This window comes from Niallia alba, from assembly GCF_012933555.1.
GTDB classification, from domain to species: domain Bacteria; phylum Bacillota; class Bacilli; order Bacillales; family Cytobacillaceae; genus Niallia; species Niallia alba.
In genome coordinates this window covers 40,001-55,451 of sequence record NZ_JABBPK010000001.1, presented here as the reverse complement: position 1 = coordinate 55,451, position 15,451 = coordinate 40,001, and the positions used below count along the sequence as shown (strand labels likewise).

Genomic DNA, 15,451 nt, shown 5'->3' with positions numbered 1-15,451 from the left:
AGCAAAGAAAAAGACAGAGGAATGCTTCCTCTGCCAGATTGCCTATCTTTTTATCCATGAGAAATCATGGATAAGTGTCGAGATTTACTAATTGTTAATTAATTATTTTAATCTTGACTTGCTTGTTACCCCAACGGTAAGCTTCTGCTTTTGTAGCAAAGAAAACATCAATTTTCTGCCCTTTTACACTTCCGCCTGTATCCGCTGCAACAGCATAGCCATAGCCTTCTACATAAACCTTTGTTCCCAATGGGATAAAGCTTGGGTCGACAGCAATTACTTTCGCATTCGGATTAGCCTTCAGATCAATCCCAGTAGCCGTCCGGCCAGAACATCCATTACAGCTAGCAGTATACGCTGTTGAATTGACATATACTTCTTGCCCGCTTTCTTCGCCTCGGGATGCAAGTTGTACGACTTCGCCTTTTGTTCCAACAGATACAATTTTATCCTGCTTTTCTTTCACTGTTGTTTCACTGAGTAATTTTCGGGAAATCTCTTTGCCATTTTCCTTCGTAACTTCATACTTTTTAGAGACTAACCCTTCTGTACCCTCTTTAAGTACTTTTTCTGTTCCGTGAGGAAGATCATCGTCTTTTTGGGTGATTACGGCAAAATTAATCGGTTGTTCCACTACATCGGTGACCTTTTCTATTCTTGTTATATGAACAACAGTTTCCTCTTTCACTTTTTCCTTTAGAGCTGGTTCAACTCGGTCTAATTTTTCAAGTGATATTTTATGTTGTGTTAAAAAGTCAGCGACCGTAGTCGAAGTGGACCATACTTGTTTTTTCTTTCCTGCGTCTACTAGTGTTACTGGAAATGCTGTATGTACGACAACTTCCATGTTATGTTCTATTGCATTGTTTTCTTTCTGATTGATCTGATCATGCTCGTTCAAAGAAATTTTTTGTTCTTCTAAAAATTCCTTAACAGTATCTACTGTTGTCCAAACCGTTTTCTTCTCGTCGTCTTTTTGCAGTTCAACCTGTTTAGCTTTCTTCCAGACAACTTCTAGGTTATCTGTAACTTTTGTGTTTAACGAGGGAAACACATAATCTTCTGAGCCAACGGTAATGTCTAAGTCATCAAATATTTGTTGTATAGTAGATGAGTGCGTCTCGATGATTTGTTCTTTACCGTTTAGCGTTAGTGCCACTGTATTTTTAGTAGTTTCATAAATTAAAAATCCTAAGCTACTCGCAAAAACGATGAAACTAGCTAAAAAGATGGACACTTTTTTCCTGCTCAAAGATTTCGAAAACAGGTTTTTCATGTTTTTGATTACGATGAAAAACGCCTCCTTTTCTCTCGGAGTGATTATATAGAGTATCATGTCCGCTGTCAACCCTTAAGAATCTTTGAACGTATATCTTATTATGCAAAAAAAACAGGCGAAAGGGAAGAAAGAAATCTCGACATAATTAGTCTATGAGAAAGGAAAGCGATGTAGAACGATTAAAAATGAATGAGGTTTGGACAAGCTCTTTCTTCATTCGACAAAAACCTTTATCAGTTTATGCCGAATAATTTTTTTGCATTTTCTGTTGTTTTCGAAGCAACTTCTTCATAAGACACTCCTTTAATTGCCGCAATCTCTTCCGCTACTAGTTTTACGTAACTTGGTTCATTCCTCTTACCTCTAAATGGTGTTGGTGCTAAATATGGACAGTCTGTTTCAATTAATAAATGATCTAATGAAATAGCTTCTGCAACCTCTTTTGGTTTGCGAGCATTTTTAAAAGTAACTGTTCCACCTAATGAAATATAAAAATTCATATTTATGCATTCAAGTGCTGTCTCTACACTTCCACCATAGCAATGCATAATGCCACCAACCTCTTTTGCCTCTTCTTCCTTTAAGATTTCTACAATATCAGCAGTAGCTTCTCGATTATGAATAACTATCGGTAGTTTCACTTTTTTTGCCAGTCTAATTTGTTTTCTAAATACTTCTTTTTGAATATCCTTTGGCGATTTATCCCAATGATAATCTAGACCCATCTCGCCTATTGCAATTACTTTTGGATGTCTTGACAATTCTTCAATCCAAACTAAGTCCTCCTCTACCATATCAATAGCATCTACCGGATGCCACCCTATACTTGCATATACAAAGTCATATTGTTCAATGAGCTCCATTGCCTTGGTAATAGTAGGTCTATCAAACCCAACAACCACCATTTTTTCCAACCCTGCATCAAGTGCACGCTGTATCACTTCTTCTACATCTTCTTGAAACTCATTTGCATTAATATGTGTATGTGTATCAAATAACATGATATCCATCCCTCCACCTTTTGTTAGATATACTTACATTTTTTTGTTAGGCAAGCTATATTCGGAAAGTAATTGTTGCATAAATACACTCCGCTTTCCGTGACTCCAAGTTCTCCCTTGTCTTGCCACTTCCCATGGCTTCTGTACGTATTCAGCCTGCTCAGTATTACCTTTTACATTTTTTCTATTGAAAAAGAACAACCGTTAGAAAACAGCCTGGATGAAAGAAGAAAAACATAGAGATGTTTAAAATATGGATTTCTCGCCGATTCCCTTAAAAATATCGGCGAGTTTATCCACTAAAAACATCTCCATGTTTTTCATTCATTTTATTTTACTTTTGCACCTAATGGTAAAGCTTCTGCTATTGTTGCAAGAGATAATTCACCGTCATGACTTCCAGCTAAAATCATTCCTTGCGAAAGTTCTCCTCTTAGTTTAACCGGTTTTAGATTGGTTACACAAATAACCTTTCTTCCGACTAAATCTTCTGGAGAATAGTACTTAGCGATCCCAGAAACAACTTGTCGTTTCTCATAGCCCAAATCTAATTGCAACTTTAATAACTTGTCTGCTTTTTTGACAGGCTCTGCTTCAATAACTTGTGCAACACGTAAGTCAACTTTCATAAAGTCATCTATTGTAATTTCCTCTACTTCCGGTACTTCCTGAACTTCTGGTTTTTTCTCTTCTTCTTTTTGAGGTCCCTTCATTTCTCCTTTGATAAATTCTACTTCTTCTTGAATATCTAATCTAGGGAAAATAGGTTCTCCTTTTTCTACTACAGTGCCTGAAGGAATTACCCCAAAACGTTCAAGACTATCCCAAGTTTGTAAAGATGCGTCTTGAATGTTCAATTGTTTAAAAATCTTGTCAGGCGTTCTTGTTAAGAATGGCTTTAGTAATATAGCAATTCTTCTTAACGATTCTGCTAAATGATTCATCACAACTGCTAACTCTTCCGTTTTTTCCTCTTTTGCTAATACCCATGGTTGCGTCTCATCAATATATTTATTATTTCTGCTAATTAATTGCCATAATGTTGTTAATACAACAGAGAACTCCATATTTTCCATATGCTCCGTGTACTTTTCTGCTGTTGCTCTATGTGCCTCAACAAGAGATTTTTCAAATGTTCCTTCTGAACCTTTATAAGTAGGAATTTCTCCGTTAAAGTATTTATTGATCATCGCCACCGTACGATTTAATAAATTCCCTAAGTCATTGGCTAAATCAAAATTTACTCTTTCTACAAATGCCTCTGGAGTAAATACACCATCTGATCCAAACGGAACTTCTCTTAGTAAATAGTAACGTAGAGCATCTAATCCATAGCGATCGATTAATGTTACTGGATTAACTACATTTCCTTTAGACTTGGACATTTTTCCATCCTTCATAAGAATCCAGCCATGTGCAAATACTTTCTTCGGCAATGGTAGATCTAATGCCATAAGCATAATTGGCCAATAAATAGTATGGAAACGTACAATTTCCTTCCCCACTAAGTGGACATTTGCAGGCCAAAACTTCTTATATAATGTTTCATCATCTGAACCATATCCTAGAGCAGTAATGTAATTAGAAAGTGCATCTATCCACACATAAACAACATGCTTCGGATCTCCTGGAACTTTAATTCCCCAATCAAAAGTTGTTCTTGAAACCGCGAGATCTTCCAATCCCGGTTTAATAAAGTTATTAATCATTTCATTCTTGCGGGATTCTGGCTGAATAAATTCTGGATTTTCCTCATAAAAAGCTAATAAGCGATCAGCATATTTTCCCATTCTAAAGAAATAAGACTCTTCCTTTACTAATTCTACTGGATGGCCACTATCAGGACTCTTCCCTCCAATAACTTTTCCATTTTCATCATAAATTGGATCAACTAACTGCAGTTCTGTGTAATAAGTTTCGTCTGAAACAGAATACCAGCCTTGATACTCATCTAAATAAATATCACCTTGATCTACTAATTTCTTAAACATTTTTTCGACAATATCTGTATGTCTTTTTTCTGTTGTACGAATAAAATCATCATAGGAAATATCTAGTTTATCCCATAATTCTTTAATCCCAGCGACAATTTCATCTACATATTGAATAGGCGTAATCCCCGCTTCTTCTGCTTTTCGCTGAATTTTTTGTCCATGTTCATCCGTCCCAGTTAAGTAACGAACTTCATAGCCTCTCAGTCGTTTATAACGGGCCATTGCATCTCCAGCAACTGTTGTGTAAGCATGTCCAATATGTAAATTGCCACTTGGATAATAAATTGGCGTAGTAAGATAAAAAGTTTTTTCTTGATCCTTCACTTAGTTCCCTCCTATATATATGTATACAATATGTACCTATAGTAAAATAACCGCTATTACTATTGTAACCATTCTTCTTTTTTATCGAAACAAAAAAGTATAAGAACATTCGTAAACCGCATAATCATTGCCATTTTTTCCTTTTATCCCATCAAAATATACCTAAAATCAATAGTTAATGCAACAGACATTTTTCTGTCTGTAGGAAAAGAAGTAAAATTGTAGGTTTTTGTCGAAAAAAGAACAAAAATAGAACAAATAGACCATACCAATTTATTCCAATAAATATTTAAATATTGCACACCACCTTAGAAAAACCTAATTTAATAAGGTTTATAAAATACATTAATTTCAAAATAAAATAATTGACGTTTATGGGAATGGCTGGTATTATAATGACATACAAAGAAATTTGTCGAAAATTAGCGAAAAAAATATAAATATTTACTTTTGGGAGGAGAAATGAAATGAAATCTACAGGTATTGTTCGTAAAGTTGATGAATTAGGTCGTGTGGTTATTCCAATCGAATTAAGACGTACATTAGGAATTGCAGAAAAGGATGCTCTAGAAATTTATGTAGATGATGAAAAAATCATCTTAAAAAAATATAAACCAAATATGACTTGCCAAGTTACTGGAGAAGTTTCAGATGATAACTTATCTTTAGCTGGTGGTAAATTAATTCTTAGCCGTGAGGGTGCTGAGAAATTAATTGAAGAAATTAAAAGCAACTTTGAACTTTCAAAATAAGATTAAAATAACAAATGTGTAAGTGCTTTACTCATTTAACTAGTCTTTATGTTCTACTGAAAGCTTCTTGAAATGACTACTCAAAGAGAAGAGCTTATTCATTCTTTTTTATAAAATAAAGGGCTGCCGCCTTAAAAGGGAACATTATGCTATTTTTACTGTTCCAATTTAAGGCAGTAGCCCTTTTCTTATTCAATATGATATTCTTGATAAACGTCTCTTTTTTGCATTCCTCTATCTAACGCTGTTTTTTTGATTGCTTCTTTTACTGTAATATCCTCTTTTTGTACATAGTAATCTACTTGCTGGACAATTGTTAACTCATCCCACCAATTATCTTCTTCCGCTTGTAATTCACCCTGTTCGATAACCAAACAAAACTCTCCTCGGATTTCTTCTGACTGAGACCAAGCAATTGCTTCTTCAACCGTGCCTCGAATGAATTCCTCATATAGCTTTGTTAGCTCTCTACATAAAGTAATTTTTCTATTACCGAGAATCTCCATTATTAAAACTAATGTTTCTTTTAAGCGATGTGGTGATTCATATAATAATATTGTACCAGGAACATTCTTTAGGAAAAGCAGTTCCTTTTTCTTTTCCTTCTTTTGTCGATGAAGGAATCCATAAAAATAAAAAGGATGTGTTGGAAGGCCGGAAGCTATAAGGGATGTTAAGGCTGCATTGGCTCCTGGCAGGGGGATAACTGGAATTCCTTGATCAATTGCATCTAAAACAAGCTCATAGCCCGGATCTGCAATAGTAGGCATTCCTGCATCACTAACTAAAGCAATTACTTTTTCCTCTTTCAAAGCTTGTATTATCTTATGACCGCTTGTCTCTTTATTATGCTCATGATAGCTAATAACCGGGGTGGTGATTTCAAAGTAATTACAAAGCTTTTTCGTATTACGTGTATCTTCAGCTGCAATAATATCTGCCTCTTTTAAAATCCTGATTGCTCGAAAACTCATATCCTCCAAATTCCCGATAGGTGTAGGTACTAAATATAAAGATCCATTCTTTTCTTTAAAACTTTTTTGTTGTCTCATGTGCTTCACCAACTTCCTTCATTAAAAACTTCTCTTTCTTCTTTCTATCCAATTGTTTAAAGGCATACTCTGCTTTCATAGCCTCTTGCTTTGTTTGGAACTCCTCATGATAAATAATAGACACTGGCAAACGACCCCTTGTGTATTTTGCCCCTTTTCCTTCATTATGTGTTTTCAAACGCTTTTGAAGATCATTTGTATATCCTGCATAATAGCTTCCATCATTACACATCAATACATAAAAATAATGTCCTTTACTTTCCATAGAGTATCTTACTCATTTCCTCTGTATAATTGTTGCCATCTTCATAAACAAATAACGGAGGTAACACCTTTAGATCAGGTTTTCCATCTTTTATTGCTTCCACTAGTAAAATATTCGCTTCTTTCCCTTCCTTTGGATATACAAATCGTATACGCTTCGGCTCCAGTCGATTAGCTCTCATCAAAGAAATAATATCTAATAGTCTTCCTGGCCGATGAACAAAAGCTACTTTACCGCCTTGCTTAACTAGTTGACTGGATATACGAATGGTATCTTCTAATGTACAAAGAAGTTCATGTCTCGCAATAGCAAGATGTTCATTTATATTAATTTCCTCAATAGAATTAGTCTTCTTAAAGTAGGGTGGATTACAAGTTACCGTATCATACTTCTCATAACCGAGTAAGCTAGGGGCCTCCTTAATATCACCATGAATCATTTTTATCTTTTTTTCTAAATGATTATACTGAATACTTCGATTTGCCATATCGTACAATCGTTCCTGAATCTCAACTCCAATAATATCTCCTTCTGTTCGAAGTGATAAAAAGAGCGGAATAACTCCATTACCACTACATAAATCCACAACTTTCCCTCTTTTTAAGGGAACAGACACAAAATCAGCTAATAATACTGCATCTAATGAGAAAGAGAACACAGATGGACTTTGAATAATTCTTAACCGTTCATCCAGTAAATAATCTAATCTTTCGTCTCCAATTAATGGAACCACTCTTTCTTTCCCTCCATTTTACTTATTTCTTGCATAGAAAAAGAGATGCCTCAAGAAGAAAGAGTCATCCCGCACAATACGATCATTGTATTGCTTACATACTCGGGCAGTAGTTTCTTTGAGACATCCTTATTTTTTATTAAGAAATGATAAACAAAATAGACAATCTCCATCTTTTCGGGGACTTCCAAAATGAAGATTACAAATATGGAAACCTTCTTGATATAGTCTTGCTAGGTTATCATAGCCTTCTCCTATATCAATGTTTTTTTCCTCCAACGTCTTATTTTGTTTTGCATTTCTTTTTTTATGTTTATCCTGTTTCGATTCTTTCTCTCTTGGTATATCCTCTAAGTGCCTTCTTAGATTCTCATTTTCAAGCTGCAGCCTATTATTTTCTTCAATAAGCTCTGCTACATGCTGTTTAAGATCACCTAACTGCTTATATAAATTACCAATTTGACTTTCCATATTTATTACTGATTCAAAAACTTCTTTTTTATCCACTTTTCCACCTCATTAATCTGTGGATTGAACTGAAACAGCATCCTCTTGCAGTATTTCATCTAATGTATATTCAAGCACTCGTTCTTGTTCAGAAATTTCCACTTGGAGTACACGTTCTAAAATATTTAAACCAACAACTTTTCCCTTTCCATCTGGCGTATTGATCCAATCACCTAAATCTGGTAAGAGTTCCTTTGCAGCTTCATAATCGTCATTTTCATATTTTAAACAACACATTAATCGTCCACATAATCCAGAAATCTTTGTTGGGTTTAATGAAAGGTTTTGGTCTTTAGCCATTTTAATAGATACTGGTTCGAAATCTCCTAAGAAAGTTGAACAGCATAGCATCCTCCCACAAGGGCCTATTCCTCCAAGCATTTTCGCTTCGTCTCTGACGCCAATTTGACGAAGTTCAATTCTTGTTCGAAAAATGGAAGCTAAATCTTTAACCAATTCCCTAAAGTCTACTCGACCATCTGCAGTAAAATAAAAAATAATTTTATTACGGTCGAATGTATATTCTACATCTACTAATTTCATATCTAATTCATGTAGCGTCACTTTCTCGCAACAAACATCATATGCTTCTTTTGCTGCACTCTTGTTTTCCTCTACAATCATTTGATCTTTATGATCCGCAATCCTTAATACTTTTTTTAAAGGTAACACAACATCATTTTCATCTACTTTTTTCGGTCCAATAACTACTTTCCCGAATTCTACCCCACGAACAGTTTCGACAATGACGAATTCACCTTTTTGAATAATTAATTCATTTGGATCAAAATAATATATTTTTCCAGCTTTTTTAAAGCGGATTCCTACAACATCATACAACTGAAGATCCCTCCTGCAGCTCTAGCACCAGCTGCTCCATCAATAACTGTGGATTCATATTCCCCTGCAGCTTTCGCTTTGCTTCAAAAATAGCTGTCATTTGTTCCGTTAAGCGTCTGTTAGATGTTTTTAAGGCATAAACCTCTAACCGATCTCTTTCGTTAACGTATACAATCTGATCGTGCTTGCCAAGCTGTATATATAATAAATCTTTATATAGTAGCAATAATAAATCGAGCCCTCTGTCAAACTGGTCTTTATCTTTAAATTGCGTAAACCAATCTCTTTGAAGAGCAACTAATGCTTCTAACGGAGCTCCCTTAAGAGCCTCATATAATTTTACCACTATTTTTCGCGCTTGTACAAACCATTCATCCGTACTTAGTGTCAGTGCCTCATCAAAATTATTGGTAATTTGCGCGAGTAAAGGAGCTTCATTTGGTTTAATTCCATTTCTTACTAATTCTTTTGCCATTTCATTTGGAGATAAAGGCGTAAAGGAAAGGACCTGGCATCTTGACAAAATGGTTGGCAATATTTGCTGAATTTGTTCGGTTAATAGAATAGCAGTTGTTTCCGCATTCGGTTCTTCCAAGAATTTCAACAAACTATTAGCAGCATTCGTAGTCATTTTATCTGCATGAACAAGAATGTATATCTTTTGCTTTGATTCCACCCCAGTTTTTGAGAATTCTTCTTGCAGGCTCTGTATCTGATGTTTTTTTATCGATAACCCATCTGGTTCAAGTAAATGAACGTCAGGATGATTTCCATTATTTATTCGCTTGCAATTTGAACATGTTTCACATGGAACATATCCTTCTATACTATTTTTACATAAAATGCTCTTTGTGAGAACAAGACTTATTTCTCTTTTACCCGTTCCCTTCATTCCCTCAAAGAGGTAGGCATGTGCTAGTCGTTCTTTTTTTAAGCTGTTTCTTAGCATCTTTAAAACAATGGGTTGTGTCTGTTCAAGCTGTTCCCACGTTCTTGTCAAGACAATCACTCCATTACGTATATATATTAATCAGCAAACCTTTAATTTCACCAATTTTATCTAAGATATTTAAGCTGTTTTTTTCTTTAGCAATTACTTCTTCTGTTAGTTCAACTAATTTATCATCAATTACTTGTACAACACTGAGGTCTCTTCCTTGACCAAATTGATCCCATGAATTATCCTTTTTCACTTGCATCCCAAATTCAACAGCTTCTTTTACAAACTGTTTAACAAGCGTTTTATATTTAGTCAAATCCTTTAAATTTTGAGATCGACCTAATCTATTACCGGTATCATCAATATTTTTCATTAAGTTTTGTAGTTGTTCAACCTTTAATTTCTCATTTTGTTGTTGGACATACCCTCGAAATTTTGAATTACCTAAACTACCTTTCGTCTCAATTCTCGTTCCTTCTGAATTGAGACGAATGTCTTTATTAATCTTCATATTCTTCCTCCTGAAGAATGTTCTAACTTCTTACTAAGAGATAGGAGTATCTTGAGTTTGTCATTTAACCGTGAAAATACACCGATAAAAAGTTAACCGACGTTCAAATTAAAATTGCTTAAATTGCTCAACAGGTAATACAAAAACAGTTGCTCCTCCAACTTCCACTTCTACTGGATAAGGGACATAGGAATCTGCATTTCCTCCCATTGGCGACACAGGTGCCACTAACTGGTCTCTTGATTGACAGTTTTCTTTTATTATTTGCAGTGCCTTTTCTACACGTATATCTTCCGTCCCTATCATAAAGGTGGTATTCCCAGATTTCAAAAATCCGCCAGTACTTGCAAGCTTCGTCGCTCTAAAATTATTTTCAACAAGTGCATTAAGCAATTTATTACTATCTTTATCTTGAATGACTGTCAGAATTAATTTCATTTTTATCCCGCCCTTATTATAGTTTCCGAATGTTTTATAACTTGTCCCTATTATAGCAATAAATACAAAAACAAACAGCTGATAGAAAAATTATTTCTATAAACTCTCATCTTTAAGAAGAACCCTATTTGCATATTACCCTATTATAAAAGTAAACATTATTACTTTAAGTAGTGATCAATAATTGCGATTGTATCTTGAAAAACTTGTTCTAAAGGCTTCGATGCATCCACCTTCCTAATTCTGTCTGGAAACTTCTCTATGACCTTATAATAGCCTTCTTGCACCAATTCATGAAATTCTATTTTTTCTAAGTCTAGTCGATTGATTTCCCTATCAGTGGTATTATTAATTCTTGCTAAACCAACTCGTGGATCTAAATCAAAATAAATCGTAAGCTCAGGCATTACATTACCGATAGCAAATTGATTGATCTCCCAAATTTCATCCATATCAATTCCTCTAGCATAACCTTGATAAGCCAAAGAGCTATCAATAAAACGATCACATAGAATAATCGAACCATTATTGAGAGCTGGTATCACCTTCTCTACTAAATGCTGTCTTCTTGCTGCTGCATAAAGTAATGCTTCTGTCCTAGCATCCATTTCAGTATGTTTCGGATCTAATATAATACTTCTAATTTTTTCTGAAATTGGAATACCACCTGGTTCCCTCGTCTTTATGATTTGTTTCTCTTGTTCTTGGTAATAGGTTAACAACATATCGATAATCGTTGTTTTCCCTGCTCCTTCTGGTCCTTCTAATGTAATAAAGAGCCCTTTTGTCACTTTATTGTCCTCCTAAAGCTGTCATTTCTCGTAAATATTAATTTTATTATTATAAATAGAAGAGCTTCCTTGGAATCTTGCTCCATTCTTTAATAATTTCTTAATTTGATCGATGTGATATTCAGTGATTTCCTCACCAGGCATTAATAGCGGAATTCCTGGCGGATACGGAATAATCGCTTCTGCACAAACAGCATGAAGTGCGTCACTTAATAATACTTCTAATTTGCTTCGTTGTGCCTGTTCTTTTTCACTAAGTTTTAATTCTACTATATCCTCTCTCTTTTTTATAGATTGATCTAGTTCCTTTTTAAAGGAATATCCAGATGAAATCCCAGTAAGTGCTTTTTTAATCTTGATTATTATGTTATCAAGAGGAAAAGCCATCTGTTTTTTTAACAATGGAAAAACAAATAAAACATTATAAGAATCTGCTAGTTCTGTATATATACCTTCCTTTTCTAGCCGTTTTTGAATTTCAAATCCACTTATATCAGTTGTAGATTGAACAGTAATTTTTAAAGGATCCCCTTGATAGGGATAGTTTAATACGTTTAGCTGTGGAATCATTTGCAGCTCATTACGAAACTCTGTAATGGTCTTTTCAAGGTAATCCCAATCTTCCATCTTATATGTTGCTAAATACTGTCTTGCCTTATCTAATGAGGCCATGATTAGATAAGACGGGCTGCTAGACTGTAACATTTCCAAATAAGATTTCACTTCCTGTTGTCTTATAAAATCTGTATTATAGTGTAAATAGGCTCCCATTGTTAAAGCTGGTAACGTTTTATGTGCGGACTGAACCACTATATCTGCTCCTAATTGAACAGCGGATGATGGAAAATGAGAATTACCTCTAAAATGAGCACCATGCGCTTCGTCAACTAATACGCAAATTCTGTTAGCGTGTGCTAATTGAATAATTTTCTCTAACTCTCCCACCATGCCATAATAATTAGGATAAGTTAATATTAATGTTTTTACATTAGGGAATTGTGCAATTGCCTGCTTAATTGTCTTTACTGAAAGAGGCATCTCCACTTTCCAATCTTCCTCATAATCTGGACTCAGTAAAATGGGTTGTGCTTTTGCAAGCTTTATTCCATTCATAATTGATTTATGACTATTTCTTTGCACAAATACTTTATCTCCTTCTTTTAAAGCAGATAATATCATTGCTAGGTTTCCGACTGTACTTCCATTTACAAGAAAATAGCTTTTTTTGACTCCATAAAAATCTGTTAATAGTTGTTCTGCATCTGCTATAACGCCTGCTGGAGCATGTAAATCATCTAAACCATTTAGCTCTGTAACATCGAATTTCCATAATAATCCCTCCCATTCATCATCGTAGGATAACAACTCGCCGTTCTTATGACCAGGTACATGAAAGGATATATTATTTTCTGACTGAAATTGTAAGAGTTTAGAATATAAAGGTGTTTGTTCTTGCAATTGTATTTCCCCTTTTCTTGTATCACTTTTTTTATTTTATCACTTTTTTTACATAGGAAGTAAGCTGTATGGCCATCACTTTTTTTCACTAGCTTATTTATAAAATAAATGACTAACTATGTATTCCTTTTTTCTTAACTTGCTAGATAAGAAATTTTTTGTTGATTAATAGATTTTGAGAATCAATGTATATGTGATTGCTAAAATGGTTAGAATAGTTGCTATGGAGGTGGAGAAATGGGAAAATATCATACAATCCAATCAAGCAAAGGGGAAAAATGTCTTATATGTGAGCAAAATAAACTTGAAGGGATTCATCTCTTTCAATCCTTTATATGCTTAGAATGTGAAAGAGAAATTATTAACACAAAAACAAACGATCCAAAATATCAGTACTTTGTTTATCAAATGGCAAAAGTAAGAATTCTACAAGAAAGACGCCAAGCTTAACATCAACTTCCCATAAGAAGCTTTTTAACTATTAAAAGTTTAGAAATAAGAAATAGTATACAACAAAAAACAAGCACCTACCAAAGTAGATGCTTGTTTCCTATTGCCTGGCGACGTCCTACTCTCACAGGGGGAGAACCCCCAACTACCATCGGCGCTGAGAAGCTTAACTTCCGTGTTCGGTATGGGAACGGGTGTGACCTTCTCGCTATCGCCACCAGACTTCTTTATTTAGAGATTTGTTCTCTCAAAACTAAATCATTTAGAAGGAAACCAATTTGCCAAGTAATCATTTTAGTTAAGTCCTCGATCTATTAGTATCAGTCAGCTCCACATGTCGCCACGCTTCCACCTCTGACCTATCAACCTGATCATCTTTCAGGGATCTTACTAGCTTACGCTATGGGAAATCTCATCTTGAGGGGGGCTTCATGCTTAGATGCTTTCAGCACTTATCCCTTCCGCACATAGCTACCCAGCGATGCCTTTGGCAAGACAACTGGTACACCAGCGGTGCGTCCATCCCGGTCCTCTCGTACTAAGGACAGCTCCTCTCAAATTTCCTACGCCCACGACGGATAGGGACCGAACTGTCTCACGACGTTCTGAACCCAGCTCGCGTACCGCTTTAATGGGCGAACAGCCCAACCCTTGGGACCGACTACAGCCCCAGGATGCGATGAGCCGACATCGAGGTGCCAAACCTCCCCGTCGATGTGGACTCTTGGGGGAGATAAGCCTGTTATCCCCGGGGTAGCTTTTATCCGTTGAGCGATGGCCCTTCCATGCGGAACCACCGGATCACTAAGCCCGACTTTCGTCCCTGCTCGACTTGTAGGTCTCGCAGTCAAGCTCCCTTGTGCCTTTACACTCTACGAATGATTTCCAACCATTCTGAGGGAACCTTTGGGCGCCTCCGTTACTTTTTAGGAGGCGACCGCCCCAGTCAAACTGCCCACCTGACACTGTCTCCCACCCCGATCAGGGGTGCGGGTTAGAATGTCAATACAGCCAGGGTAGTATCCCACCAATGCCTCCACCGAAGCTGGCGCTCCGGCTTCCAAGGCTCCTACCTATCCTGTACAAGCTGTACCAAAATTCAATATCAGGCTGCAGTAAAGCTCCACGGGGTCTTTCCGTCCTGTCGCGGGTAACCTGCATCTTCACAGGTACTATAATTTCACCGAGTCTCTCGTTGAGACAGTGCCCAGATCGTTACACCTTTCGTGCGGGTCGGAACTTACCCGACAAGGAATTTCGCTACCTTAGGACCGTTATAGTTACGGCCGCCGTTTACTGGGGCTTCAATTCAGAGCTTCGCACTACACGTGCTAACCCCTCCTCTTAACCTTCCAGCACCGGGCAGGTGTCAGCCCCTATACTTCGCCTTGCGGCTTCGCAGAGACCTGTGTTTTTGCTAAACAGTCGCCTGGGCCTATTCACTGCGGCTCTCTCGGGCTTTAACACCCAAAAGAGCACCCCTTCTCCCGAAGTTACGGGGTCATTTTGCCGAGTTCCTTAACGAGAGTTCTCTCGCTCACCTTAGGATTCTCTCCTCGCCTACCTGTGTCGGTTTGCGGTACGGGCACCATAAATCTCGCTAGAGGCTTTTCTTGGCAGTGTGGAATCAGGAACTTCGGTACTATATTTCCCTCGCCGTCACAGCTCCGCCATATGGTAATGGGATTTGCCTCATTACCGGCCTAACTGCTTGGACGTGCTAATCCAACAGCACGCTTACCCTATCCTCCTGCGTCCCCCCATTGCTCAAATGATTTAAAGGTGGTACAGGAATATCAACCTGTTGTCCATCGCCTACGCTTTTCAGCCTCGGCTTAGGTCCCGACTAACCCTGAGCGGACGAGCCTTCCTCAGGAAACCTTAGGCATTCGGTGGATGAGATTCTCACTCATCTTTCGCTACTCATACCGGCATTCTCACTTCTAAGCGCTCCACCAGTCCTTACGGTCTAGCTTCAACGCCCTTAGAACGCTCTCCTACCACTGACATCATAGATGTCAATCCACAGCTTCGGTGATACGTTTAGCCCCGGTACATTTTCGGCGCAGAGTCACTCGACCAGTGAGCTATTACGCACTCTTTAAATGGTGGCTGC

Annotated in this window: 15 protein-coding genes and 2 rRNA genes (1 of these 17 only partly in view); 2 read left to right on the top strand and 15 right to left on the bottom strand. The window is 36.8% G+C overall.

From position 1 onward, the window contains the following. Nucleotides 1-94: 94 nt before the first annotated feature. The 3 genes from HHU08_RS00280 to metG all read right to left on the bottom strand — a co-directional run bounded on the left by HHU08_RS00280 (nucleotide 95) and on the right by metG (nucleotide 4,598). A complete protein-coding gene (locus tag HHU08_RS00280; protein WP_169187576.1) occupies nucleotides 95-1,276 on the bottom strand; it encodes a G5 and 3D domain-containing protein in 1,182 nt (393 codons plus the stop codon). 236 nt (nucleotides 1,277-1,512) lie between these two features. Continuing rightward, a complete protein-coding gene (locus HHU08_RS00275; RefSeq protein WP_016204724.1) occupies nucleotides 1,513-2,280 on the bottom strand; it encodes a TatD family hydrolase in 768 nt (255 codons plus the stop codon). A 329-nt stretch (nucleotides 2,281-2,609) separates the two neighbouring features. Continuing rightward, entirely contained in the window at nucleotides 2,610-4,598 is a 1,989-nt protein-coding gene (metG, locus tag HHU08_RS00270; RefSeq protein WP_016204723.1) for a methionine--tRNA ligase, read from the bottom strand. Nucleotides 4,599-5,065: 467 nt separating this feature from the next. Here metG and HHU08_RS00265 point away from each other — a divergent pair, with 467 nt between their 5' ends. Then, nucleotides 5,066-5,350 carry an AbrB/MazE/SpoVT family DNA-binding domain-containing protein gene (locus HHU08_RS00265; RefSeq protein WP_101728752.1) on the top strand — a complete coding sequence of 95 codons (285 nt, stop codon included), beginning with the start codon at nucleotides 5,066-5,068 and terminating at the stop codon, nucleotides 5,348-5,350. Between the two features lie 188 nt (nucleotides 5,351-5,538). Here HHU08_RS00265 and rsmI read toward each other — a convergent pair whose 3' ends face one another. The 10 genes from rsmI to HHU08_RS00215 form a co-directional block, all read right to left on the bottom strand. Continuing rightward, on the bottom strand, nucleotides 5,539-6,402 hold the full coding sequence (gene rsmI / locus HHU08_RS00260) for a 16S rRNA (cytidine(1402)-2'-O)-methyltransferase (protein WP_016204720.1): 864 nt from the start codon (nucleotides 6,400-6,402) through the stop codon (nucleotides 5,539-5,541). Next, nucleotides 6,380-6,667, bottom strand: a complete 288-nt coding sequence (locus HHU08_RS00255; protein ID WP_169187575.1) for a GIY-YIG nuclease family protein — start codon at nucleotides 6,665-6,667, stop codon at nucleotides 6,380-6,382. Before HHU08_RS00255 ends, rsmI begins: the two co-directional genes overlap by 23 nt. Further along, nucleotides 6,657-7,400, bottom strand: a complete 744-nt coding sequence (locus HHU08_RS00250; RefSeq protein ID WP_016204718.1) for a tRNA1(Val) (adenine(37)-N6)-methyltransferase — start codon at nucleotides 7,398-7,400, stop codon at nucleotides 6,657-6,659. The genes HHU08_RS00255 and HHU08_RS00250 overlap by 11 nt, the downstream gene beginning before the upstream one ends. Before the next feature lie 129 nt (nucleotides 7,401-7,529). Next, a complete protein-coding gene (gene yabA, locus HHU08_RS00245) occupies nucleotides 7,530-7,907 on the bottom strand; it encodes a DNA replication initiation control protein YabA (RefSeq protein WP_016204717.1) in 378 nt (125 codons plus the stop codon). A 12-nt stretch (nucleotides 7,908-7,919) separates the two neighbouring features. Beyond that, a complete protein-coding gene (locus HHU08_RS00240; protein ID WP_016204716.1) occupies nucleotides 7,920-8,747 on the bottom strand; it encodes a PSP1 domain-containing protein in 828 nt (275 codons plus the stop codon). After that, a complete protein-coding gene (gene holB, locus HHU08_RS00235; RefSeq protein ID WP_016204715.1) occupies nucleotides 8,740-9,747 on the bottom strand; it encodes a DNA polymerase III subunit delta' in 1,008 nt (335 codons plus the stop codon). Before holB ends, HHU08_RS00240 begins: the two co-directional genes overlap by 8 nt. Nucleotides 9,748-9,760: 13 nt before the next feature. Then, nucleotides 9,761-10,198, bottom strand: a complete 438-nt coding sequence (locus HHU08_RS00230) for a YaaR family protein (protein ID WP_016204714.1) — start codon at nucleotides 10,196-10,198, stop codon at nucleotides 9,761-9,763. Nucleotides 10,199-10,306: 108 nt separating this feature from the next. Then, entirely contained in the window at nucleotides 10,307-10,636 is a 330-nt protein-coding gene (locus HHU08_RS00225) for a cyclic-di-AMP receptor (protein ID WP_016204713.1), read from the bottom strand. Nucleotides 10,637-10,797: 161 nt separating this feature from the next. Continuing rightward, nucleotides 10,798-11,427 carry a dTMP kinase gene (gene tmk, locus HHU08_RS00220; RefSeq protein ID WP_016204712.1) on the bottom strand — a complete coding sequence of 210 codons (630 nt, stop codon included), beginning with the start codon at nucleotides 11,425-11,427 and terminating at the stop codon, nucleotides 10,798-10,800. Nucleotides 11,428-11,448: 21 nt separating this feature from the next. Then, nucleotides 11,449-12,885: an aminotransferase class I/II-fold pyridoxal phosphate-dependent enzyme gene (locus HHU08_RS00215; protein WP_016204711.1), complete on the bottom strand. Its 1,437-nt coding sequence runs from the start codon at nucleotides 12,883-12,885 to the stop codon at nucleotides 11,449-11,451. 237 nt (nucleotides 12,886-13,122) lie between these two features. Between HHU08_RS00215 and HHU08_RS00210 the strand changes: the two genes are divergently transcribed. Then, the gene (locus HHU08_RS00210; protein ID WP_016204710.1) at nucleotides 13,123-13,335 is read left to right on the top strand and encodes a sigma factor G inhibitor Gin; all 213 of its coding nucleotides are present in this window, start codon (nucleotides 13,123-13,125) and stop codon (nucleotides 13,333-13,335) included. 105 nt (nucleotides 13,336-13,440) lie between these two features. Here HHU08_RS00210 and rrf read toward each other — a convergent pair. Together rrf and HHU08_RS00200 are read right to left on the bottom strand one after the other, a co-directional pair. Further along, nucleotides 13,441-13,557: ribosomal RNA gene (gene rrf / locus HHU08_RS00205) — 5S ribosomal RNA — on the bottom strand. Between the two features lie 72 nt (nucleotides 13,558-13,629). Continuing rightward, nucleotides 13,630-15,451: ribosomal RNA gene (locus tag HHU08_RS00200) — 23S ribosomal RNA — on the bottom strand; it runs 1,116 nt beyond the window's last position.

What these genes read in the sequence shown, in the direction of transcription:
- HHU08_RS00255 (WP_169187575.1), bottom strand. Translation starts at nt 6,667, where the DNA reads ATGGAAAGTAAAGGACATTATTTTTATGTATTGATGTGTAATGATGGA.
- HHU08_RS00210 (WP_016204710.1), top strand. Translation starts at nt 13,123, where the DNA reads ATGGGAAAATATCATACAATCCAATCAAGCAAAGGGGAAAAATGTCTT.
- HHU08_RS00280 (WP_169187576.1), bottom strand. Translation starts at nt 1,276, where the DNA reads ATGAAAAACCTGTTTTCGAAATCTTTGAGCAGGAAAAAAGTGTCCATC.
- HHU08_RS00230 (WP_016204714.1), bottom strand. Translation starts at nt 10,198, where the DNA reads ATGAAGATTAATAAAGACATTCGTCTCAATTCAGAAGGAACGAGAATT.
- HHU08_RS00275 (WP_016204724.1), bottom strand. Translation starts at nt 2,280, where the DNA reads ATGTTATTTGATACACATACACATATTAATGCAAATGAGTTTCAAGAA.
- rsmI (WP_016204720.1), bottom strand. Translation starts at nt 6,402, where the DNA reads ATGAGACAACAAAAAAGTTTTAAAGAAAAGAATGGATCTTTATATTTA.
- HHU08_RS00225 (WP_016204713.1), bottom strand. Translation starts at nt 10,636, where the DNA reads ATGAAATTAATTCTGACAGTCATTCAAGATAAAGATAGTAATAAATTG.
- HHU08_RS00265 (WP_101728752.1), top strand. Translation starts at nt 5,066, where the DNA reads ATGAAATCTACAGGTATTGTTCGTAAAGTTGATGAATTAGGTCGTGTG.